Source organism: Pantoea sp. GD03673 (genome assembly GCF_029844725.1).
Taxonomy (GTDB): Bacteria; Pseudomonadota; Gammaproteobacteria; order Enterobacterales; family Enterobacteriaceae; genus Pantoea.
In genome coordinates this window covers 149,586-170,990 of sequence record NZ_JAOCKJ010000007.1, presented here as the reverse complement: position 1 = coordinate 170,990, position 21,405 = coordinate 149,586, and the positions used below count along the sequence as shown (strand labels likewise).

The 21,405-nt window shown below is 55.1% G+C and carries 25 protein-coding genes and 4 tRNA genes; 7 read left to right on the top strand and 22 right to left on the bottom strand.

From position 1 onward, the window contains the following. Positions 1-6 precede the first annotated feature (6 nt). The 9 genes from N5J69_RS15320 to N5J69_RS15280 all read right to left on the bottom strand — a co-directional run bounded on the left by N5J69_RS15320 (position 7) and on the right by N5J69_RS15280 (position 7,547). Positions 7-261, bottom strand: coding sequence for an acyl carrier protein (locus tag N5J69_RS15320; protein WP_279771441.1), 255 nt, complete (start codon positions 259-261; stop codon positions 7-9). Between the two features lie 16 nt (positions 262-277). Continuing rightward, positions 278-535 carry a phosphopantetheine-binding protein gene (locus N5J69_RS15315; RefSeq protein ID WP_279771439.1) on the bottom strand — a complete coding sequence of 86 codons (258 nt, stop codon included), beginning with the start codon at positions 533-535 and terminating at the stop codon, positions 278-280. Positions 536-548: 13 nt separating this feature from the next. Continuing rightward, the gene (locus N5J69_RS15310) at positions 549-1,349 is read right to left on the bottom strand and encodes a lysophospholipid acyltransferase family protein (RefSeq protein WP_279771437.1); all 801 of its coding nucleotides are present in this window, start codon (positions 1,347-1,349) and stop codon (positions 549-551) included. Beyond that, on the bottom strand, positions 1,342-2,073 hold the full coding sequence (locus tag N5J69_RS15305) for a beta-ketoacyl synthase chain length factor (protein ID WP_279771435.1): 732 nt from the start codon (positions 2,071-2,073) through the stop codon (positions 1,342-1,344). The genes N5J69_RS15310 and N5J69_RS15305 overlap by 8 nt, the downstream gene beginning before the upstream one ends. A 228-nt stretch (positions 2,074-2,301) precedes the next feature. Then, the gene (locus tag N5J69_RS15300) at positions 2,302-2,688 is read right to left on the bottom strand and encodes a hypothetical protein (RefSeq protein WP_279771433.1); all 387 of its coding nucleotides are present in this window, start codon (positions 2,686-2,688) and stop codon (positions 2,302-2,304) included. 269 nt (positions 2,689-2,957) lie between these two features. Continuing rightward, positions 2,958-4,340, bottom strand: a complete 1,383-nt coding sequence (locus N5J69_RS15295) for an efflux transporter outer membrane subunit (RefSeq protein WP_279771432.1) — start codon at positions 4,338-4,340, stop codon at positions 2,958-2,960. Continuing rightward, on the bottom strand, positions 4,337-5,431 hold the full coding sequence (locus N5J69_RS15290) for an HlyD family secretion protein (RefSeq protein ID WP_279771430.1): 1,095 nt from the start codon (positions 5,429-5,431) through the stop codon (positions 4,337-4,339). The genes N5J69_RS15295 and N5J69_RS15290 overlap by 4 nt, the downstream gene beginning before the upstream one ends. Continuing rightward, positions 5,428-7,113: an MFS transporter gene (locus tag N5J69_RS15285; RefSeq protein WP_279771429.1), complete on the bottom strand. Its 1,686-nt coding sequence runs from the start codon at positions 7,111-7,113 to the stop codon at positions 5,428-5,430. Before N5J69_RS15285 ends, N5J69_RS15290 begins: the two co-directional genes overlap by 4 nt. Positions 7,114-7,115: 2 nt before the next feature. After that, the gene (locus tag N5J69_RS15280; RefSeq protein WP_013357394.1) at positions 7,116-7,547 is read right to left on the bottom strand and encodes a MarR family transcriptional regulator; all 432 of its coding nucleotides are present in this window, start codon (positions 7,545-7,547) and stop codon (positions 7,116-7,118) included. Positions 7,548-7,692: 145 nt separating this feature from the next. Here N5J69_RS15280 and N5J69_RS15275 point away from each other — a divergent pair, with 145 nt between their 5' ends. Next, positions 7,693-8,541 (top strand): AraC family transcriptional regulator, encoded by an 849-nt coding sequence (locus N5J69_RS15275; RefSeq protein ID WP_279771427.1) that lies wholly within the window; start codon positions 7,693-7,695, stop codon positions 8,539-8,541. A 40-nt stretch (positions 8,542-8,581) separates the two neighbouring features. After that, positions 8,582-8,989, top strand: a complete 408-nt coding sequence (locus N5J69_RS15270; protein ID WP_279771426.1) for a DUF2000 domain-containing protein — start codon at positions 8,582-8,584, stop codon at positions 8,987-8,989. On the opposite strand, the gene N5J69_RS15265 is transcribed toward N5J69_RS15270, so the two are convergent. After that, positions 8,986-9,183, bottom strand: coding sequence for a hypothetical protein (locus tag N5J69_RS15265; RefSeq protein WP_279771425.1), 198 nt, complete (start codon positions 9,181-9,183; stop codon positions 8,986-8,988). The genes N5J69_RS15270 and N5J69_RS15265 overlap by 4 nt on opposite strands. 198 nt (positions 9,184-9,381) lie before the next feature. Here N5J69_RS15265 and N5J69_RS15260 point away from each other — a divergent pair, with 198 nt between their 5' ends. Then, positions 9,382-9,642, top strand: coding sequence for a biofilm/acid-resistance regulator YmgB/AriR (locus N5J69_RS15260; RefSeq protein ID WP_279771424.1), 261 nt, complete (start codon positions 9,382-9,384; stop codon positions 9,640-9,642). 138 nt (positions 9,643-9,780) lie between these two features. Continuing rightward, positions 9,781-11,286 (top strand): SulP family inorganic anion transporter, encoded by a 1,506-nt coding sequence (locus tag N5J69_RS15255; protein ID WP_279771423.1) that lies wholly within the window; start codon positions 9,781-9,783, stop codon positions 11,284-11,286. A 37-nt stretch (positions 11,287-11,323) separates the two neighbouring features. On the opposite strand, the gene N5J69_RS15250 is transcribed toward N5J69_RS15255, so the two are convergent. Then, the gene (locus N5J69_RS15250) at positions 11,324-11,521 is read right to left on the bottom strand and encodes a DUF6404 family protein (RefSeq protein ID WP_279771422.1); all 198 of its coding nucleotides are present in this window, start codon (positions 11,519-11,521) and stop codon (positions 11,324-11,326) included. Between the two features lie 193 nt (positions 11,522-11,714). Here N5J69_RS15250 and N5J69_RS15245 point away from each other — a divergent pair, with 193 nt between their 5' ends. Further along, entirely contained in the window at positions 11,715-11,906 is a 192-nt protein-coding gene (locus tag N5J69_RS15245) for a hypothetical protein (RefSeq protein WP_279771421.1), read from the top strand. A gap of 32 nt (positions 11,907-11,938) precedes the next feature. Here N5J69_RS15245 and N5J69_RS15240 read toward each other — a convergent pair whose 3' ends face one another. Continuing rightward, positions 11,939-12,784, bottom strand: coding sequence for a substrate-binding domain-containing protein (locus tag N5J69_RS15240; RefSeq protein ID WP_279771420.1), 846 nt, complete (start codon positions 12,782-12,784; stop codon positions 11,939-11,941). Positions 12,785-12,948: 164 nt separating this feature from the next. Beyond that, positions 12,949-13,024, bottom strand: a tRNA-Lys gene (locus N5J69_RS15235). 210 nt (positions 13,025-13,234) lie between these two features. Between N5J69_RS15235 and N5J69_RS15230 the strand changes: the two genes are divergently transcribed. Beyond that, complete coding sequence (locus N5J69_RS15230) at positions 13,235-13,492, top strand: hypothetical protein (protein WP_279771419.1); 258 nt, start codon at positions 13,235-13,237, stop codon at positions 13,490-13,492. A gap of 132 nt (positions 13,493-13,624) precedes the next feature. On the opposite strand, the gene N5J69_RS15225 is transcribed toward N5J69_RS15230, so the two are convergent. The 6 genes from N5J69_RS15225 to uvrY form a co-directional block, all read right to left on the bottom strand. Next, positions 13,625-13,711 (bottom strand) — tRNA-Leu (locus N5J69_RS15225). Between the two features lie 10 nt (positions 13,712-13,721). Further along, positions 13,722-13,795: transfer RNA gene (locus N5J69_RS15220), tRNA-Cys, on the bottom strand. A gap of 40 nt (positions 13,796-13,835) precedes the next feature. Then, positions 13,836-13,911: transfer RNA gene (locus tag N5J69_RS15215), tRNA-Gly, on the bottom strand. Positions 13,912-14,063: 152 nt separating this feature from the next. Further along, a complete protein-coding gene (pgsA, locus tag N5J69_RS15210) occupies positions 14,064-14,612 on the bottom strand; it encodes a CDP-diacylglycerol--glycerol-3-phosphate 3-phosphatidyltransferase (protein WP_013357385.1) in 549 nt (182 codons plus the stop codon). Positions 14,613-14,681: 69 nt separating this feature from the next. Next, positions 14,682-16,514 carry an excinuclease ABC subunit UvrC gene (gene uvrC, locus N5J69_RS15205; RefSeq protein ID WP_279771417.1) on the bottom strand — a complete coding sequence of 611 codons (1,833 nt, stop codon included), beginning with the start codon at positions 16,512-16,514 and terminating at the stop codon, positions 14,682-14,684. Beyond that, on the bottom strand, positions 16,507-17,166 hold the full coding sequence (uvrY, locus tag N5J69_RS15200) for a UvrY/SirA/GacA family response regulator transcription factor (protein ID WP_013357383.1): 660 nt from the start codon (positions 17,164-17,166) through the stop codon (positions 16,507-16,509). Before uvrY ends, uvrC begins: the two co-directional genes overlap by 8 nt. Positions 17,167-17,597: 431 nt before the next feature. On the opposite strand from uvrY, the gene N5J69_RS15195 reads away from it, so the two are divergent. Next, a complete protein-coding gene (locus N5J69_RS15195) occupies positions 17,598-17,822 on the top strand; it encodes a DUF2594 family protein (RefSeq protein ID WP_003849983.1) in 225 nt (74 codons plus the stop codon). 31 nt (positions 17,823-17,853) lie between these two features. On the opposite strand, the gene N5J69_RS15190 is transcribed toward N5J69_RS15195, so the two are convergent. The 3 genes from N5J69_RS15190 to N5J69_RS15180 all read right to left on the bottom strand — a co-directional run bounded on the left by N5J69_RS15190 (position 17,854) and on the right by N5J69_RS15180 (position 21,160). Continuing rightward, complete coding sequence (locus N5J69_RS15190) at positions 17,854-18,465, bottom strand: acyl-homoserine-lactone synthase (RefSeq protein WP_279771416.1); 612 nt, start codon at positions 18,463-18,465, stop codon at positions 17,854-17,856. 122 nt (positions 18,466-18,587) lie between these two features. Continuing rightward, entirely contained in the window at positions 18,588-19,310 is a 723-nt protein-coding gene (gene sdiA / locus N5J69_RS15185) for a transcriptional regulator SdiA (RefSeq protein WP_279771415.1), read from the bottom strand. A gap of 1,154 nt (positions 19,311-20,464) precedes the next feature. After that, positions 20,465-21,160, bottom strand: a complete 696-nt coding sequence (locus tag N5J69_RS15180; protein WP_279771414.1) for an extensin family protein — start codon at positions 21,158-21,160, stop codon at positions 20,465-20,467. Between the last annotated feature and the right edge of the window lie 245 nt (positions 21,161-21,405).

Below are 21,405 nucleotides of genomic sequence, written 5' to 3'. Positions count from 1 at the left end.
GACGGATCAGGCGTCTTCGCGCATCAGTTGTTCCACGGCATCCACCACGTCCTGCACGGTACGCACCGCACGGAAGGTTTCCGGCTTAATTTTGCGGCCGGTGCGTTTTTGCAGGTGAACCACCATATCAACGGCATCAATGCTGTCGAGTTCGAGGTCTTCATACAGACGAGCCTCAGGCTGAATGTCCTCTGGCGCAATTTCAAACAGGCTGGTGAGCAGCGAAGCCACTTCCTGATAGATCTCTTGTTTGTTCATCATTAGGTTGTCTCCGCTTTCAGCCGCGCTGTTGGTTGACGAACGCTGCCAGCGTCGCAACAGAGAAGAAGTGAGCGCGCAGGGTTTCACTCTCCGCAGAGAGCGCCACGCCGTAACGATTTTTCACGGCCAGACCAAGTTCCAGTGCATCTATGGAGTCCAGTCCCAGCCCGTCGCCAAACAGCGCAGCGTCGGTGTCTATGTCATCGGGGCTAAGGTCTTCAAGGTTCAGCGTGTCGATAATCATCTGTTTGATATCGTTTATTAATGAATCCATACCGGTTTTCGTCTTACCTGTTCTGGGGGACCAGCGCCTGTTCTAAATGGCGGGTCAGGCGACGTGCGGCCAGTGGCTGCGCGTCGGGATTGCTTTCACAAAACGACTGACTGTCGATTCGCGCTTGTACTCGTACGGTAAACAGCGGTTTGATCGGCGGAATCTGATACCAGCGGCTCTGTTTATCGAGCATACGCTGGCTGCAGGTGATATGAACCACGCGCAGATCGCATCCGGCGCGTACCGCAATATTGGCGGCCCCCCGCTGCAGGGTCAGCGGCTGACCGTAGCGGGTGCGGGTGCCTTCCGGGAAAATCAGGATATTGTCGCCGCGTGCCAGTCGCTGCTGACTGTCCGGCAGCAGCGTCTCCGCTTCACTGTTGATCAGATAATCCGCAGCGCGGATCACCCCACGCATAAAAGGGTTCTTTTGCAGATCGGCTTTCACCAGACAATCCATCTCCGGCAGCACCGACGCGATCATCACGTAGTCAATCAGTGACGGATGGTTGGCGACAATCAGGCATCCCCGATCCTGTTGCAGCAGCTCTGCGCCCTCAATCCGGTAGTCATAGACCCCGGTCATCCGGCAGAAACGCAGAAAGCAGCGAAAGCTGAAGGCGATAGCACGCCGGGCCAGCAGGCGGCGGCGCAGGGAATCGCGCTGTACCAGCAGCAGCAGATTGAAGCCAATCAGTGACAGAAGCAGCCCGCCCAGGCCAAAGAGCGTAAAACTCACCGCTGTCATCATCAGCCGCCAGCAGTAATTGACGCGGCTGCCCGCGTAATGCGCTGTTTGTGAACAATCAGCCATGATTTCTCTCCCAGTGCCATGTCAGGCGCTCGCCTGGCAGGCTAAAGGTGGGCGATTCCGCCAGCCACTGTTGCAGAAAATGCAGGCTCTGCGGCAGCGGGGCGACTGCCCTTCCCTCTCCACCGGTACGGCCAGTACAGTGCAATTCTTCCCCCGCACGCAGCAACAGCGCCACGGCATACGGGAAATTGACGCCCTGATCCGACAGCCACGGCAGATAGTAGTCAGGCACGATGCCGTCAAAATCGACCAGCAGTACCTGCTGATACCCGCCCTGATGCAGGGCGCTGACTTCAATCAACCCCTGCTGAAAAGAGTCGATACCTGCCGCAATAGAGGTGGAGACCAGCGGCGCTTTTGCCGCAATGGTCAGACTGCCAACCGCCGAGTTATGAACCGACATGGCAAAATCCGTGGGTGACATTGATTGCTGAGCCGCCAGCGTATTGAGGATACGCAGATTACGCTCCAGTTCACCGTGACGACTGGTAAAGACGATAGCGTCTGCCCGCTGCCGTGCCAGCATCGCCAGCCCGCACTCTACCGCCGCACGACTGCCGCCGCTCAGACGACGCGCCGTCATCATCGGTAAAAATTGCGGCTTCGCCATCGCCTCTGTGGGGGTAATTGCGGTGCCCTGTTGCGCCCAGTCCTGCCAGGTCTCGCGCCCGTGTAAACCCGGAGCCAGAGCCTGCCAGTCGACCAGTGAGTAAGCGAGTTTCATCTCAACACTCTTTTCGTCATAGGTGTGGCGTCGGCATTCATCGGATTGTCACCCTTCTCCCCGGCAAAAATTGCATTCTGGAAAACCTCTGCCGATCCCGAAGCGGGCCTTCACGGTAGAGGTTTACTCCGGGGGTCAGCAATAGCAGCTCATCTGATTTGTCGGCCGGTTGACGGCGATCTTTATATTCAGATCGTCTGTCGACACACCATGACGACGGCTTACCCGTTACTGAGCGGCCAGGGCCGACAGCCGTAACTGAATATCCTGATCGAGATTGGCGATCCAGCGGTTGTAGTTACTGTGGATCTTGCCCTGTCCCGCTTTCAGGTTTTCACTGCTGACATAATCGATGTGATAGTTCTGGCTGGTATAAGTGATGCGGATGTTTGCCACGAAATCACGCTGGGCCAGACGGCCATTAATCACGCCAGGAGAAACGGGAGTCATGACCCATTTACGGCCAATGCCCGCCTCAATAATTGCCAGTTTCATCTGGTTATCGCTGTAGCGCTGTGTGAGGGTTTGATTCACGTTGTGAATCGGCGCAGTGCGCGCACAACCGGTTAATAACGCAGCTAACACTGTCAGCGTGAAAATTGTTTTTTTATTCATGATGAATCCCTTCTTTTATGATTTATATCAGTGCATTAAACGGATAACTCGCCTGGCGCTGATTTAACTTTACGTGCGCTTTTCCGTCTGGCCAGCTAAAAACCCGCGCATGATACCATCGAATGTCAAGACTGGTAAGCAGAAGTATGCACAGGTTTTTAGCGGTTATTTGTGGGATTAAAACGGGACAAAGTACGCGTTGACCGCGAGAGTGCAGCGGCCGATCCTGACGACAGGCACTCTGCCTTCGGCTGGATCGGCCTGAGAGATTACGGTGAAGAGGCGGGCGTCCAGCCGCCACCCAGTGCGCGATAAAGATCTATCTGGGCCAGCAGCAGGTTATTTTTGACCGTCACCCGATTCAGCTGGGTGGAAAACAGGGTTCGCTGCGCATCCAGTTCATCCAGATAAGAGGCGTAGCCGTTCTGATAGCGGTTGCGGGCAATACGCAGCGCCTCCGTGACATAGGCTTCCTGCTTTTGCAGTTCCTGAAGCTGTGCCTCACGTTGACGGATGGCATCTATCGCATCGCTGACTTCCGAGAAGGCGTTACGCACCACTTTTTCATAGCCATAAAGTGCCTGATTCCGCGTCGCCATCGAGACATCCACCTGCGCCGTCAGCGCTTCACGGTTCAGCAGCGGTGCCAGGATGCTGCCCCCCACGCTCCACAGCCGGAAGGGATCGTCCGCCAGCTGATGCAGCACCGAACTCTGCAGGGTACCGGTGGCCGTGAGGTTCAGGCCCGGCAACAGCTTCGCCCGCGACGACGCCAGGCTGGCATCCGCCGCCAGTAACTGACGCTGTGCCTGCACGATATCCGGGCGGCGATTAAGCAGTTCGGAGGGCAGCAGTGACGGCATCTGCTGCGGGGAGATTTGATCAAAGTGCTGACGACGGGCAATGCTACGCGGGTTCATGCCCACCAGGATGCTCAGCGCATTTTCCTGCTGGGTGATCTGATGCTTCAACTGCGGCATCTGCGCTCTGGCTGACTGATATTCCGAAGCGGCCTGCATCCACTCCAGTCTGGAGGTGTAGCCGGTTTCAAACTGACGCTGTGCCAGTTTCAGGGAATTGTTGCGGGTTACAAGCGTCGCCTCCGTTACCCGCAGCTGCTCATCCAGCGCACAAAGGTTGAGGTATCCCGACGCCACCGAACTGGCGATGGTCAGCCCGGCCGCAGACGCGGCGGCCTGCTGTGCCGCTAAGGTCGCCTGCGCCGCCGTGATGCTGCTGCTGCGTGCCCCCCAGAGATCGACCTCGTAGTTCGCCTGTAATAAGCCCTGAAAAACATCGGTTTCATACGGCTGGCCCGTCACTGACGAGAGCGTGCGCTCACGGGTCGCGGCAACGCCGGCGCTCAGGGTCGGGAAGTTATCCCCCTGCGTGGCGCGCAGCTGGGCGCGATACTGGTCGACCCGGGATCGCGCCGTGAGAATATCGGGATTATTGCGCAGCGCCTGGGTCACCAGCCGGTTGAGATATTCATCATGAAACGCACGCCACCACTCTGCCTCCGGCGCGGCTGAGGGTCCGACACTCTCGCGCCAGGCGTCGGGGATCGGCAGAGAGGCGGGTGCCTTTTCAACCTCAGTGGCGCAGCCTGTCAGCACAAGGGCGACAACGCCAATCAGTAAGCGCCCCCTCATGGTGCGCCCTCAGCGGCGGGCCGGGCGGCGGTGTCAATGTTAACTTCGACCGACATACCCGGACGAAGCTGATGCATGTCCTGATCGTTGATGCGGATGCGTACCGGAATGCGCTGTGCAATTTTAACAAAGTTGCCGGTGGCGTTATCGGGCGAAATGGCGCTGAACTCAGAACCGGCGGCCGGAGAGATAAACTCCACCTGACCGTTAAAGCGTTTGCCATCCAGCGCATCGACCCGAATCGTTACCGGCAGGCCGGGACGAATATTGGCCAGCTGGGTCTCTTTCAGGTTCGCGATGATCCATTTGTGATTCGGCACTACTGAGGTCAGGCGCGTACCCGCCGTGACGTAGGCACCGGTGCGAACCGACAGCTGACCGAGCTGGCCATCGTCGGGCGCGGTAATGCGGGTATTCGCCAGATCGATCTCCGCCAGCTCCAGCGCCGCACGTGCGCTGGCGACATCGCCTTCCAGCGCCTCACGATTAACAATAACGGTTTGCAGATTCTGTTGGGCGACGGCGATCTGCGCGGCAGCCTGGCGTACCTGCGCCTGGGCCTGGGCATTGGCGGCACGGGCAGCGTCGCGCTCGCGCACCGACAGCGAGCCATCTGCCGCAAGATTTTCAACCCGTTTAAGATCGAAGCCGCTTTTCAGCGCCTGGGCTTTAGAATTCTCCAGCGCGGCTTTGTTGCTCTGAATGGTCGCTTCTGCACTGCGTCGCTGCTGCAGATTATTGTTGCGTGCCGCCTGCTTCATTGCCAGCTGCGCCTGCGCCTGATGCACCCGCTGGCGATAGATACGGTCGTCAATCGTCATCAGCAGCTGGCCTTTTTTCACCGGCTGCAGGTCGATTACCGCGACCGACGTGAGATAGCCATTCACCTGCGGACTGATAAAGGTCACCTGGCCCCGTACATAGGCATTTTCGGTACTTTGTATCGCGCTGGTGAAGGGCCAGAGTTGCCAGGCGTAGAGAATGACCAGTACACCAATCACCACAATGCCGCTGCCTGCGGCAATAGAAAGAATACGGCGGCGATTTGCACGCTCGCGTTCCGCCGCCTGAAGCTCATCCTGCTGACTCATTGTTTCTCCGTTGATTCCTGTAATGCGGCCAGCTGTTGCTGCTCACGCAGGTTGAATTGCGCCTGACGCCAGTCAAGATAGCGACGCCGGGTCAAACGCCAGATCACCCACATCAGCGTAATCAGCGCCAGTGCGGCGGTTAACAGGTAGGTGTCGTTCCAGGCCAGCACGTTGGCCTGCAGCGTAGCCACCGTCTGTAACTGGCTGGTGCTCTGCGCGCCACGCAGAACGTCGTCACCCACCAGCGAGTTAAACAGCGCATTATACTGGCTGAGCCGTTCGGTGACGTTGGGGTCGAGCAGAGAAAGCTGATCGCCCAACAAACTGGAGTGATATTTTTCCCGCCAGACCTGAAATGTGCCAAGAATCGCCGAGCCGATCAGCCCGCCAAGGTTCTGACTCATACCAAACAGCACCACAAAGCTCACCAGATTTTTCGGCTGCGTCACCACGCTGCCAATGCCCATCAGCATTGCGGGTGCCATGAAAAAGGCGCTGCTGAAGCCCAGCAGAAACTGGCTGAAATACATTTCGGGGCCACGGGTCAGCGGACTGGATTGTGCATCCATCAATGAGGCGATGATCATGACCACCAGCGAGACGACAATCGGCCAGTTGAGATGAGCAGGTTTAATGGTCAGCGCACTGGCAGCGATGCCTGCGATAACCCCAGCCATAATCGCCAGGGCCAGACCGCGCATCTGATCATTCTGCAGGCCGATCTGCTGCAGAAAGCCGACCGCGCCGGTGTTCTGTTCTGCCAGTACGATGCGGATCATAATCATCACAATGCCCAGCCGCACCATCATGCCGCTGCTGAGCCAGCGGGTGTTGATGAGCGGGTTGCGCCGGTTATGCTCAATAACGATCGCCGCGACAATCAGCGTCAGGGCGATCGCGGTACAGATACCGAGCCAGGGGGTGGTAAACCACCACTCAATCCGGCCCAGCGTCAGTACGCCGCACAACAGCGCCATGCCGGGTGCCAGCAGGATAAAAGTGACGAAATCCATCTTTTCAAACGTTTTGATGCGATCGCCCGGTGGCAGTTTCACCAGCAGGACCCCGCCGAGCGCAATCAGCGCCAGACCAAGTTCAAACAGATACAGTCCGCGCCACTCGTTGAGCTGAAGCAATTCCGAAGAGAATAAGCGGGCCAGCGGGATCGCCAGCTGCGACACCGTGAGGCCAATCACCAGCGCTTTCAGCCGGTGTTTCGCGGGCCAGGCCTGGACCTGATAGTAGATGCCCAGTGAACTGAGGGCCGCAGCCACCATGCCGTGGGCGGTGCGCACAATGATGGCCGAGCTGAGGTCGTTGGCGAACAGATGAAAGAATGCCACCAGTACATAGAGCACCAGAAACGCTTCGGTAAAGACACGCAGGCCAAACTGCTGACGGAACTTCACCAGCAGCAGGTTGATTGAGATATTGCCCATGACATAGACCGCAGGCAGCCAGGCAATCTCATTCGACCAGGCACCAAACGTCCCCTGCAGATTAACCAGATTTGCCGTAACCAGCGCATTACTCAGCGCACCGGTCAGCGAAATCAGTAAGCCAATCAGGCCAAACGCCAGGCGCTTTGGCATCGGATGCAGCGGCGTCGAGGGCGATCCCGGCAGCATCGGTTTTTCATGCGGCAACCACTCGCGTGCAGCGTAGGGATTTCGCTTTGCCACTGCTACATACTTCCCATGCGACTCAACAGTTGTTGCAGTACGCGCTCGGTCACAGCCAGATCCTGCGGATCAATATCAGCCAGCATTTCAGTACGCAGTGCGTCAGCCTCGGTTTTCACTTTGGCGAACGCTTCGTTCCCCTTTTCGGTCAGCACCAGGTGTCGCTTACGGCGATCTTCCGGCGGCTGTACCCGTGTCAGCAGTGACTGTTTAACCAGCCGATCCACCAGCGGCACCATGCTGGCATCTTCCAGGCCCAGCAGCTGCGCCAGTTCGGTCTGGGTCATGCGTTGCGGTTCACTGGCAATCAGCCCGATGGCCATCCAGCTACTCATGCTTAAGCCACTATCTTTAAGGTGACGGTCCACGGCCAGCCGCCAGGCGTGGGCGGTCAGATGCAGTAAATGGGTAAAGGTACGGGTGTGCTGAGACAAATGTTAGCAGCCTAATAGTAAGATATCTAATTGAGTGGAAGCGTTATTATACGCAAAGCGAAACACGAATGAAAAGCGTCCGGTCTGTTAAAAATTAGTGTATCGCGGCAGAATGTCCAGAGGCCGCAACCGGGAGCCCGATATCATGAAACAGGCATCAGCTAACTGGGTCGATCTGCGCCGTGACGCCGTCAGCGGTATTGAGGCGCTGCGCGCCCATTTTACCGGCCACGCCTATGATCCTCACTGGCATGACAGCTATCTGATTGGTGTAACCGAGCAAGGTGTACAGCAGTTTCATTCGCGGCGCAAACAGCATCAGAGCCGTCCTGGAACGGTTTTTATGCTTGAGCCGGAGGAGCTGCATGATGGTGACGCCATCAATGACAGCGGTTTCACCTATCGGATGCTCTATCTTTCACCGCAGCAGATTGCCCGGCACCTTGTGCCTGAGCAGGCTGATGCCCCCTCCCCGCACGAGCTACGGTTTGCCGCTACCCTTCGCGATGACCGCCCGCTGGCCTATGCCGTCTGGCACGCATTCGATGCGCTGTGGCACAACCATCCTGCCATCATTCAAGAAGCAGCGCTGGCGCGGATGCTGGGTCAGCTCACCCCGCACCGGCAGTGGTCACTGCCCGCACAGCCTGCGGACAGAGATGCCCGGCTGGCGCTGCTGGCCCGTGACTGGCTGATTGCCCATCATGCGGATAACCCCGGCCTGACTGAGATGGCACAGCATCTGCAGATCGATCGCTTCCGCTTATCGCGCCTCTTCCAGACGCACTGGGGTTTGCCGCCCCACGCCTGGCTGGTGCAGTGGCGGCTGAGCCAGGCGCGCCGTCAGCTGGCGCAGGGCCAGCCCGTCGCTGATGTGGCCGCCGCGCTGGGTTTCGCGGATCAAAGTCATCTGGGCCGCTGGTTTAAACGCGCCTGCCAGCTCTCCCCTGCCCGTTATCAGCGGGCCTGCACAAATCTTCCAGACCTGATTTAAGCCCGTTGCCACAATGCGTTTTTTCGTCAGGAGAAGCGCAATGCAAAACCCACGATGTGTGATGATACTGAATGCCGCTTTGCCGCCAGGCAAAGCGACCAACGCCGCCGCCGTAATGGCCTTAACCCTGGGACAGCGCCATCCTGAACTGGTAGGTGACGCGCTGACCGACGCGGAGAGACGCCCTTCTCCCGGTTTGATCACCACCGGGATTCCCGTACTGGCCGCCACCGACGAGCAGCTCAGCGTGCTGCGGGAGCGGTGCGAACAGGGTGAGTACGATCTGGTGCTGTTTCCGGAAGCGGGTCAGAGCACCACCGATTATCTGGCACTGGGGGCCGTTCTGCGGCAGCAACCCCGTCAGCAGTGGCGTCTGCTGGGGCTTGCTGTCGTCGGGGATAAAAAGTCGCTGCGTAAGCTGACGGCAAAACTGGCGCTTTTCGGTTAGTTTTTCAGCGGGAAGCGGGCTGCAGCTTCCCTTGCCTCTGCCGTTCCGCCCGCCAGCGCCGTCGTTGTATAGGTTACCTGTACAGATTTTTGTTCGGAATATTCCTTATAACTTGCTGATAAGTTATCAATAGCACATTTTGTCAAAGGATCCGATTGTACAGATTGCCCTTCATTGTATAAGTTTACTGCCATGAGTTGTCATGCGACTCTGTAACGAATGATGCACTTGCGTCGCCTCTGAAGGTGTCAGTGGATTTCCACCTTCAGAGGTTATTTTTATCTGCTCAATATTTGAAGCTGGTACCATCGCATCTGTCCATGTGATGGTTTTTTTGATCGTTTTTGTCCTGACATCCGAACCGGAATCGGGCTGTTCTGAAGGGCTTACACATGCAAACTGTTCTTCCCCGGACCAATCAGGAAATCGCTGATTATTTTAATCCTGCAGCCAATAAGCCAGCCAGCGAGATGGAAATGCTGGGCATCCTTGTTGCAGAAATTTTGCAGTCAGGTATGCCAGTGAATAATAAAGCCATTATCTCAAAGCTTATTCACCGGCTGGAACTGGAGAGCGAAAGGGAGATGCTGGACATCTACCGACAGCTGCTTGACCTGGTGGTCCATAAAACCCCGGACGATTTTTCACTGTAATCGCGACTCTACGGAAGGAGTCCTCTGCCTTTTTCTGGCATCTTCGCCAGCCGCCCGGTACTATCTGCCCCTCATCGTTATCCTGATTTTCCCGCCCTTCGCGCGGGAGCAAAACAACTAAAGAGCCTGCAAAACTTTATGACTCAAACCAATGATGTTGCCGCAACCGACGTTGTGGCGGGCGATATCAGTGTGGGGCGCGTTCTGCGTTCGCCTGCACTGCTGACCCGCGAATGCCTGGCCGGTGTTATTACCGCGCTGGCGCTGATCCCTGAAGTGATCTCCTTTTCCGTTATTGCCGGTGTTGACCCTAAAGTCAGTCTGGTCGCCTCGGTGGTGCTCTGCCTGACCCTGTCGATACTGGGCGGTCGTCCGGCAATGGTCACGGCGGCTGCGGGCTCCGTGGCGCTGGTTATCGGGCCAATGGTCCATCTGCACGGCGTGGAATATATTCTGCCCGCGGTCGTAATGGGCGGCGTGATTCAGATTCTGTTTGGCGTGGCCGGTCTGGCGCGCATGATGCGCTATATTCCCCGCTCGGTGATGCTGGGATTTGTGAATGCGCTCGGCGTGCTGATTTTCTTTGCCCAGGTGCCGCACGTCTGGGGGCAATCTTCTCTGGTCTGGATCTTCTTTGCTGTCACCCTGGCTATCGTGCTGCTGTTGCCGCACCTGGTAAAGAGTGTTCCTTCTCCTCTGGTCGCTATTGTGGTTGTGACAGGCGTCGCGCTGTTAATGGGCTATCGCATGCCGAACGTCGGGGATGAAGGGCCAATGAGTCCCGGCCTGCCCGGTTTTAACAGCCTGCTGGTGCCGCTGAACCTGCAGACCCTGCAGATCATCTGGCCCACCGCACTGAGCATCGCCTTTGTCGGGCTGATGGAGTCACTGCTGACCGCTAAACTGGTTGATGACCTGACCGATACGCCCTCCAGTAAGTGGCGTGAATCCTGGGGCCTTGGGGTAGCAAATATTTTCGCTGGTTTTTATGGCGGGATCGCAGGGTGCGCGATGATAGGCCAGACCATTGTCAACGTTGAGCTGGGCCGGGCGCGCAGCCGTGTATCCACCGTAGCCGCCGGTCTGGTGCTGCTGTTACTGGTGACCGGACTGAGCCGTATCATGGCGCAAATCCCGATGGTAGTGCTGGCTGGGATCATGATGGTTGTAGCAGTGAAAACCGTTAACTGGCATAGCCTGCAGCCTGCCACCCTGAAACGTATGCCCTGGTCAGAGACGCTGATTATGGTGCTGACGGTGGCCGTCACTGTCTGGACAGGTAATCTGGCGCTGGGCGTGCTGTGTGGGGTCATCCTGGCGATGCTGCTGTTTGCCCGCCGTATCGCGCACGTTATCCATGCGGAACGCCAGCTGAGCGAAGATGGCAGCTCAGTGCGCTATGTGGTGCGCGGTCCGCTGTTCTTTGCCAGCAGCAACGATCTGTTTGAGCATTTCGATTATGCCCATGACCCGAAAAAGGTGACCATCGATTTAACCCACGCACAGATCTGGGATGCATCCAGCGTCGCGGCACTGGATGGCATTGAGTACCGCTATCAGCGTTATGGTGCAGAGGTGACAATTGAGGGGCTGGATCCGCGCAGCACTGATTTCCATCAGCGCCTGACCGGTAATTTCGGCTAACAACTGCGTACTGCTGCCACTCTGGCAGCAGTACGCTTTAAGCCTGTTGCCGTCGCGCCCGGTAGCGGCCTACCATGGTAATCAGCGCCTGATAAATTAAACCGGCGTAGAGACTTGTCAGAATCGCCAGACCCGGCTCTTTACCCTGCTGCTGCCATGACATAAACCACATGAATACGCCCCACAGTACAGAGAACACCAGCCAGCCGCGGACGAACTTCATAATGCCATTCATAACGACTCCTCTTAAATGAAGCGCTACCTTAGCGTGCTCCTGCCCGCGACGCATGCTCAGCTTGCAGGAGTTGAGAGGCGTCTCAAATAATCGCCGTTAATTTACGAAACGTATCGCGTGTTCATCACTGACTGCGCGATTTTTTGGCGATTCTCTATACTTTACGTTCCGCTTACCTGATCAGGGAATTACGATGAAACGTACGGCTTACCTGTTATCGACGCTGGCTATCCTTGCTACCCTTACCGCCTGTGCGCCGCCACCGCCGGGCAGAGAGGCCCCACCACCGCCGCCGCCAGGCAAAGACGCACCTCCACCCCCAAGCGGACAGCAGCCGGTTGGCGCACCGGGTGGTGTCGGCCCGGCAGGACAACCGCAGGGATAATGTGTTTCAGGCCAGCCTGTCCCGCAGGCTGGCTAGTGCCGAAAGGCGCAGCCGCAGGCTGACATTTCACCCGGCAGGACTTTGCCAGAATGGGAGTGACGCTGCTGCAATTGCCCTTTTCCACCGCTGCTTATTGCCGGTTCCCCCAGCCAGCGATCTAACGCGCTGCCAATGATCTGCCTGATATCAGGTGACCAGCTGGTCAGATGCCAGGTCGGACTGTGTGCTTCCTCACTGTCACCAAATCCAGCCACTGCAAGATAAGCACCCTGACCGAAATCGCGTACTGCCTGTATCGCACCAAACGCCAGCCGATCGCTTTCACAGAAGAGCGCCTGAATACGTTCAGCGGCGCGGGTCTTTTTCAGATAATGCATCATCGCCAGATAAGCGCCGTCACGATCGTCACTGCCCGCAGTCAGTTCAGCGTCCAGCGTCCTGCCCGCCGCCTGTAGCGTGGTGCAGTAGCCCTGTTTTTGTGCGATGTCATCAGGCTGACTCTGCATAAAACCAAACCGCTGATGCCCCTGCGTAAGCAGTAGTGCTGCGGTCACTTCCCCTGCCCGCAGCGCATCCGCCTGCAGTTCAGGCTCAGCGTCGATCGCCAGCACCGGCAGATTGCAGGCATTGATAACTTTGTTTCCGGGTAATAACAGCAACCCCCGCAGCGCAAGGGGCGTGGCCTGACGGATGAGTGCTGTCATTGCCTCGTCGGTGTCGGCATTCAGCAGCACCGTGATAACACCCCGCGCGTTGAGCTGGCGCGTCACCTCATCCAGCATTTTCTGTTGACAGGAATGGCGCACCTGACTGGCGACAACGCCAATAACCGGGGGTAAAGGCGATAACGTTAAATCAGGCGTGAAAGCTTTTGTCATTGGCGTTAACTTCTCTGCGACGGTAAACCATACCTTTTACTTTACGGTAAGCCGGCCTGTTTCAACAGGTTACAGAATTCGATGCAGGCCGCAAAAATGCGTGAAATCAGATGTAATGGGGTATGTTGTGGCCGGGAAAACGGGCGTTGGAAAGTGGCAGGAGTTGGACCGGGCAGCAGGAATTGAACCCGCATCGTCAACCCATTAAGAGTTGCAGTAATACCTTTATACCATGCCCGAAGCGTTTACCAGAAAAGTACACGATGTAAACAAGGTTAGTGCTCCTTTCTGAACAGACAAGCGCAAGCGGCAGGTATATTCAGCAATTGGTGCCTGCACCCAAAAACAAGGCGCGGGCACTCACAGGCATGGATTATTCAGCTAACCTTAAATTTCAGGCAGCCTGTTCCGGTCAGAATTTATGGCCAAATTTATACAGAGGTGAAGACTATGCCTTCAGGACAATTCTACGTGGTTGATCAACCCGAACTGAATTTCACCGCCAGCTATCGTCTGGATACGGTCAACGACAAGCCCTTTCCGTCCCGGATGGTACTGGAGATTCAGAAGCAGTCGCAGCCAACGGATGCCTTTGATGCTATCAGCATCGGGCATGAAGTGACCTTTGTTTCATCCAGTGGAGAGGCGCAACGAATGGTTCTGGTCAGTAACACGGATGAGCAGCTGGTGTTCAGCTCCCGGGATTGATGGCAGTGGAGAATGCTAAACCCGTGTTCAGCGGCTGTGACGTCAGATAGCAGGCACAAAAAAACCGCCCCTGGGCGGTTACGACATTACTGCATATTGCTTTGATTTATTCTTTTTTCTTCGGCAGAAATATGGTGCCCGGGGCGGGACTTGAACCCGCACGACCTTACGATCGAGGGATTTTAAATCCCTTGTGTCTACCGATTTCACCACCCGGGCAGGGTGTAACTGGAGGCGCGTCCCGGAGTCGAACCGAGGTACACGGATTTGCAATCCGCTGCATAGCCACTCTGCCAACGCGCCTTAAACTGATGTGCCGTCAGGTTAACCTGACCTGCGAATCTGGAGCGGGAAACGAGACTCGAACTCGCGACCCCGACCTTGGCAAGGTCGTGCTCTACCAACTGAGCTATTCCCGCAATTTTCAGCAATTTCGTCGAACCTGCTGATTTTATTTATCTTCTGGCAGCCTGGCTGCCGTTCGATGCGATGCATTCTACTTAGATGACGCAATGAGTCAATAAAATTATCCTCACAGCGTGTCCGTTTGCTGCTTTTTAAATCGTATCGATCACGGTTCGAGCAGATCGCCGCGTGCGGCGCTTAAATACTGGAACATTGACCAGAAAGTCAGCACCGCAGCAATGTATAACGCTACCACGCCAACCGCCACAACGGTGGCATCAGGACGCCACAGCAAGGCAAACAGAGAGAACATCTGCGCAGTGGTTTTCACCTTACCAATCCAGGAAACCGACACGCTGCTGCGTTTGCCAATCTCTGCCATCCATTCACGCAGCGCAGAGATAATGATCTCACGGGCAATCATGGTGGCGGCGGGCAACGTAATCCACCACGCGTGGAAATATTCCGCCACCAGCACCAGCGCAATCGCCACCATCACTTTATCCGCTACCGGATCGAGAAACGCACCAAAGCGCGTCGTCTGTTTCCAGCGGCGCGCCAGAAAGCCATCAAACCAGTCGGTAATGGCCGCAAAAACAAAAATCAGTGCGGTAGCCAGCGGCGCCCAGGTGAACGGCAGATAGAAAGCCAGCACAAAGAACGGGATGAGCACGACTCGAAACAGGGTGAGACACGTCGGGATGTTTAATTGCATATGCCGGTAACTGTCTGGATATAGGTAGAATTTAACCTATGTTCCTACATTGCCCCCCCCGTTTCAATGCTAGTGTTTCAGGGAGTAGTATATTTTTTCTGCCAGCGCGTGTGAGATGCCGGGTACATTGGCGATCTCCTCCACCGACGCATTCATCAGCGGTTGCAGGCCTCCCATGTACTTGAGCAGTTGCTGACGCCGTTTCGGCCCTACCCCTTCGATGCTTTCCAGTGCGCTGGTGTTCTTTACTTTAGCCCGTTTTTTACGGTGGCCCGAAATCGCATGATTGTGAGCATCGTCACGAATATGCTGAATCACATGCAGCGCGGGCGCATCCGGTGGCAGCGAAACGCCCTCACCTTCGGCTTCAAAAAAGAGCGTCTCCAGACCGGCTTTGCGATCGCTGCCTTTTGCGACGCCGAGCAGAATAGGCCGGTTCTTATCCCAGGGGACATCCAGCTCCGCAAAAACCTGTTTCGCCTGAGAGAGCTGACCTTTACCGCCATCGATCAGAATCACATCCGGGATTTTATCTTCTTCAATCGCTTTACCATACCGGCGTCGCAGCACCTGATTCATGGCAGCGTAATCATCGCCCGGCGTAATGCCGCTGATGTTATAGCGACGATAGTCGGCACGCAGCGGACCATTCTGGTCAAACACCACGCAGGAGGCGATGGTCTGCTCACCCATCGTGTGGCTGATATCGAAACACTCCATGCGTGTAATCCTGTCGAGCTCAAGAAACTCCGCCAGTGCCATCAGCCGCTGATGAATGGTGGAGTGCTGTGACAGGCGCGTGGTTAACGCCGTCGCGGCGTTGGTACGCGCCAGTTTAAGATACCGGGCACGATCGCCACGCGGCTTGCTCTGAATATTCACCCGACGTCCCGCCAGCGCACTGAGCGACTCCGCCAGCAGTTCGCGCTCCGGCAAGGTGAAGTCCAGCAGAATATCCCCTGGCAGCGTGCGTGCTTCGCTACCCTGCAGATAGAACTGCCCGACAAAGGTCTGCACCACCTCGGCCAGATCGGTATCCACCGGCACCTTCGGGAAATAGCTGCGGCTGCCCAGCACTTTGCCCTGACGGATAAACAGCACATGAAGGCAGGCCATACCCGCGTCATAAGCCACACCCATCACATCAAGGTCATCACCCTGATTAGAGACAAACTGCTTTTCAGTGATCCGTCGTACGGCCTGAATCTGATCGCGCAGTCGTGCAGCTTCTTCGAAGCGCAGACCCACGCTCGCCTCTTCCATACGTTTGACCAGCTGGTTGAGTACCTGGTCGTCTTTACCGGCCAAAAACAGACGCACGTAATCGGTCTGCTGAGCATACTCCTCCTCACTAACCAGGCCTGCAACACAGGGGCCAAGACAGCGACCTATCTGATATTGCAGACAGGGACGGGAGCGATTGCGGTAGACGCTGTTTTCGCACTGGCGGACAGGAAAGACTTTTTGCAGCAGGCCCAGCGTTTCACGTACCGCATAGCCGTTGGGAAACGGGCCAAAGTATTCGCCTTTGGCATGCTTTGCGCCACGGTGCATGGCCAGCCGCGGATGGGTATCACTGCTGAGAAAGATGTAAGGATACGATTTATCGTCGCGCAGCAGTACATTATAGCGCGGCTGATAGAGCTTGATGTAGTTATGCTCAAGCAGCAGCGCTTCGGTTTCGGTATGGGTAACGGTGACATCGATGTGCTGGATATTGCTTACCAGCGCTTCGGTTTTGCGGCTGCCGACCTGGGCGCGGAAGTAGCTGGTCAGGCGCTTCTTCAGGTCTTTGGCTTTGCCCACATAAATGACGGTGCCTGAGGCGTCATACATGCGGTAAACACCGGGTTTGCTGGTTACCGTACTCAGAAAGGCTTTGGAATCAAAAACGTCATTCACTACTGATTAACGGCTCCGCATTATAGAGGCCATGTCGAATGGCCAGATGCGTTAACTCGACGTCGCCACTGATATTCAGCTTACTGAACATCCGGTAGCGGTAACTGTTAACGGTTTTAGGACTGAGATTTAACTGCTCGGAAATTTCCGTCACCTTTTGTCCTCGGGTGATCATCAGCATAATCTGCAATTCCCTTTCCGACAAACAGCTAAAGGGGGATTCCGCTTTTTGCGGCTCAATCTGGCTCAGCGCCATCTGCTGAGCAATGTCTGACGCGATGTAGCGCTGGCCGGCATTCACCGAGCGAATCGCATTAATCACTTCCTGGGGCGCAGCACCTTTACTGAGGTAACCGGCAGCACCCGCCTGCATGACTTTTGCAGGCAGCGGATTTTCCGTGTGAATGGTCAGCATAATGATTTTGATATCGGGATTGTAACGCACGATTTTGCGCGTCGCCTCCAGTCCGCCGATCCCCGGCATGTTCATGTCCATGAGGATCACATCAACCTGATTGGCACGGCACCATCTGGCAGCATCCTCGCCACAGTTGACCTCTCCGACCACGGCCAGACCTTTGACATCCTCCAGGATGCGACGGATACCCGCGCGGACAAGTTCATGGTCATCAACAAGAAGCACACTGATCAACGGGGAAACTCCAGAGGCTAAAAAAGAAGAAGCAATTCACGATTTCAGGCACCAATCATACCCGCTTTTACCTCAAAAGCACATCAACAAAGCAAAACAGTGCAGGCATTACATGATTGCAGCCAGGCCCGTCCGAAAGAGCTTAACCGCCTTCTCTTACAAAAAAACGGATCGGGAAATCATCGTCAAACTCTATTTAATTCAGCTGATTAACATCGTCTCGCTTCAGGGTTCAGCGCCGTTCACTCTCGTGACGCCTGACCCGAGAAAGGCTGTAATTACTTACAGCGATTGATTAATTACACTGGATAAACCAGCCTTTTATAATCAAGCGAAGCGGCCGCATCAGCAACTTACTGCCCCTGTGATATACTGACGCACTGCTGTTCGGACAGATTGCCGACACGTTGTTATTCACCAAGGAGAAACGCATGAGCGATGAAGATTTTGCAACTTCCCAGGAAGCCCGGAAATTAGCGGATGAAATCGCGGGCCTGAAGATGATGATTACCCTGATTCTTAAAGGTATGGGTCAGGCTGATGCCGGAAAAGTGATTATTAACATGGAACGCTATGTGCAGACGCTGGGCGACAAGCCTCAGGCGGAAGTGTTCAGCAATACCATCAAACAGATTAAAACAGCCTACCGTCAGTAAGCTTTTGCCCCCTGCAACGGGGGCAAATACGCTAACTGTGCGCCTGCCAGTTAACCGAAACGCCCAGCGTTGGCAGCACCTCTTCCGGGCTGAAGCGGCGAGTGCCCCGATATTTCTCTGCAAGAGCGGGCTGGACAACCGGAATACGGATCGCAAACAGATTATCTTCTGACAGGATGAGGCCCGGCGTCAGTGGCTCATACACCACGCCATGCTGCTCAAACATCTTCTCCAGCAACGGCGTAGCCGAACTGATGATGTACTCCATGCCGTTCAGCTCTGCCAGCTGCACCGCGTGCCAGAGAATGTTGAGCGGCAGTTCAGCGTCGACGTCCAGACGTGCCGAGAAGCGCGACATCTCCCACACTTTCTCATGGCTGAAAGGCAGCACAATGCCCTCACTCTGCTCAGGTTCGAACCAGGGCATCAGACGCGCACAGCCACTGATGCCTTCGCGCGCATTCCACGCGATAAGCCAGGTGACATCTGAACGATCGTAACGATCATATTCCTGTCCTGGCGTGCTCAGGCGTGGCGGTATTGACCACCCTTCGCCGCGCGCAAAAACGCTGTAACGGTAGCTGCCGAGTTCGGCAAGCAACGAGGATGGCATATCCTTTAATTGCGTTTGCACTATTTTCATCATGCGCCTCTGACATCCCCATGTTTGCAATGATTTCTTTGCGCCAGCCTGGCAAAGCCCCGGCGCAGGGTAGACAACAGACCCGGACAAAGGAACTGCCAAATGTAGCAGTTGTATTATGTTCAGATCAGTCCGATTGCCGCTGCGTAGCAGGCAATCTGCGTTTTATTGGAAACATTGAAACGCTTTTGCATATTTTTTTGGTGAAAGTTAACGGTATGTTCAGAGATGGATAAAATAAGTGAAATTTCGACCGCCGTTTTTCCTTCGGCTGTCCATTTCAGAATTTCCAGCTCGCGCTGACTAAACGCCTTTTTTAGTACCATCATTGCATCATCGCTAAAGCGTTCCAGCGTATCCAGGCTTAGTTCCGCCAAAAGGTGTAGTTTTACCTCCAGCTCCGCATGGCGGAGCTGGACAGAAATGGGCTGTTGCGACGATATAGATAATATACCAAGGACGCGATTTGGTGCCATTGCGGAGCAAGAAAATCCGCTCTGCAGCCCATATTCTCTCGCTTCCTGCCACAGATTGCCGGCGTCAGCGAACTGCTCTTTCATCCAGGCCATACCTCTGCCGGGTCGCTGGCACAATGTGAGCACCGGATCGACAGCGTAATAATTCTGCTTCTCATAACGCTTAACCCATAATTTGGGATAGGAGCTATGTAAATGAATACGCGGCCGGGTAAATGGCACCGGATGCTGTATCAAAAAGGCAAAATAATCGAAGCCTAATGATTCAGTAAACTGTTGCAATAACGTCTTCAATTCAGAAGTAACCGTTAATGCCTGAAATTTTTCTTTCACCTCGCTTCGCCAGGCGAAATAGTTTTCAGTACTCATATTGCCTCAGCGTTAATTTCACTCGTCCTTACGGTATTATTCATTCGGATTCATCGGATAAATTAAATTAACAGCAGAAAATTAATTTATCGTGGGGTGAATCCCTCACAATCAACAGTCCATTTAACCCTTCACCGTTATGACGGAGTGAAAAAATGCCCCGCCCTTACAATGTGAGGCCGGTCACAGCAATTTCAATCACCCCAGGAGAATAAGATTTTTCTGATAGAATTTCAATCCCTGTTATTAAATTGAAGTTTATCTCAGACCCAGGGAAGCGGCTGGAAATATCGAATCGCGTTACAGGGTGTTGAGTAAATATCGACTAAACAAAGCGTTGATTGCGCTTAAATAAGCGAAGCGGCAACACAAAACTGCCGGATATTTTTTATCAGGAAATAAGACTCGCTCGCTGACCGACGCCGCCCCTCTGCCCTGCGGCAGCCCGTGCTTTCCTGTCAGGACCGTCTCATCACGTGCGCCTGCCGCCTCTGAATACTGATTCTGCCTCACCTGCAGGCGCAGTCCGGCAAACGTCGCGGAGGGGTGCCTGATGGGACGATTCAGCTCAGCGACATTAACCAGCGGATGCGTTACCTCACTTTGTCTTCAGACAATTTTTTTGCCTGGAATAATCTGAACCGAAAGTTGTGCATTAAAGTAAATCAGCATGACTTATCACCTGTCCGGAGGCAATACACGACAATGATCACTATTAATGATGACAGTACGTTATGTCGACACCACGCTCAACGCTGACGCTATTTTAGCCATGAAAATCACTTTAACGATAGTCACACAACTGAATCACCTGGAAAAATTTTTAACGGGAGAATGCCCGATCATTATTTCGTGCTGCACGCTTTGTAAATACGATTAATTTCCCTTAATTCACGTTGCCGCATCGTGAAATAATTTCATCCTGCAGTTACTGGTGCTGTTCAGATAAAGTACCGAAACTTCACCGCTGATTAAGTTTATGTCCCTTTTCTGTTGAAATTTATGGCCCTGAAAAACCATGCGCGATTGGCCTTTAACCTGTTGCCAGCTATTTTTCAGCCGGGTCGGCACTGACGATGATAACTGGCTGGTTTTTTTCCCCAGCTGACCATTCTTTTGTGGGTCAGGAACGGTATTAATTCATCTCTGATGATTTACCGGCAGTATCCCGCGCCACGCATACCTAAATGAAAATGCGAGGCGTGCGCGGCGTTGTAGTCCGGGCCCAGCGCATTACCGAAGACCTCACAACCGCCACGCCACAGCGTATGCAGCATGGCCGCTTTGTCTTCCGGCTGTTGCCAGTGACGACTGACCTCAAGCCGCTGGCCATCAGCCAGTTCAAAGCGGGTCACGTCCCAGGCATCAGCGGTGGCATGTTCACTGAGCCGACCCTGTGCGCGGTGATAAATATTGCGGCAGGCATAGCTGCCAACATGGGTAATTCGTACCAGCGGACTGTGCATATCTCTGGTGATCTGTTCCCGACTGCGCAGGGCATACATGGTGCTGGCGACGGCCATCGGACAGCTGGCCAGAAAGCTGCTGCTGAGGCTGACCGGGCCAAATTTCTGAATTCGCAGTGGATGACTGAGCGGACAGTTGCCCGTGACCGCCGGACGCTCGCTGAAGCTGACCCATCCTGCCTGTTGCGCACGACGCATTACTGCCAGACATTCGTCAGGATCGCGGGCCAGTCTTTTCATCTTTAACTGCGTCATCCAGCCGGGTGGATCGGTAACGGAGAGCGGTGTAAAGGGATTGAACTGCGGCGGGAGATGCTGCTTAAGCCAGGGTAAGCTGACCCATCCCAGCGCCATTAACAGCAGAAACAGGATTAGCGTGCGCATAATTCCCTTTGCAGCGTAATGATTAATAAATAAAAAGTGTAGAAGCACATTCCGCTTCACGCCGTCTGCCTGACACAACGTGATGAATAATTACTCAGACTGACGCAGCATTGAACGAAACGGCCCTTCAGGACGGCTTACGGTGCGTAAAGCATCACAATTGATAAAAAAGCGTTACCCGATTCCGGTGCTCTTCCTCTATCTTATGCCCACTTGCCCCCGGGCAGACGCGTTTACTAACAGCC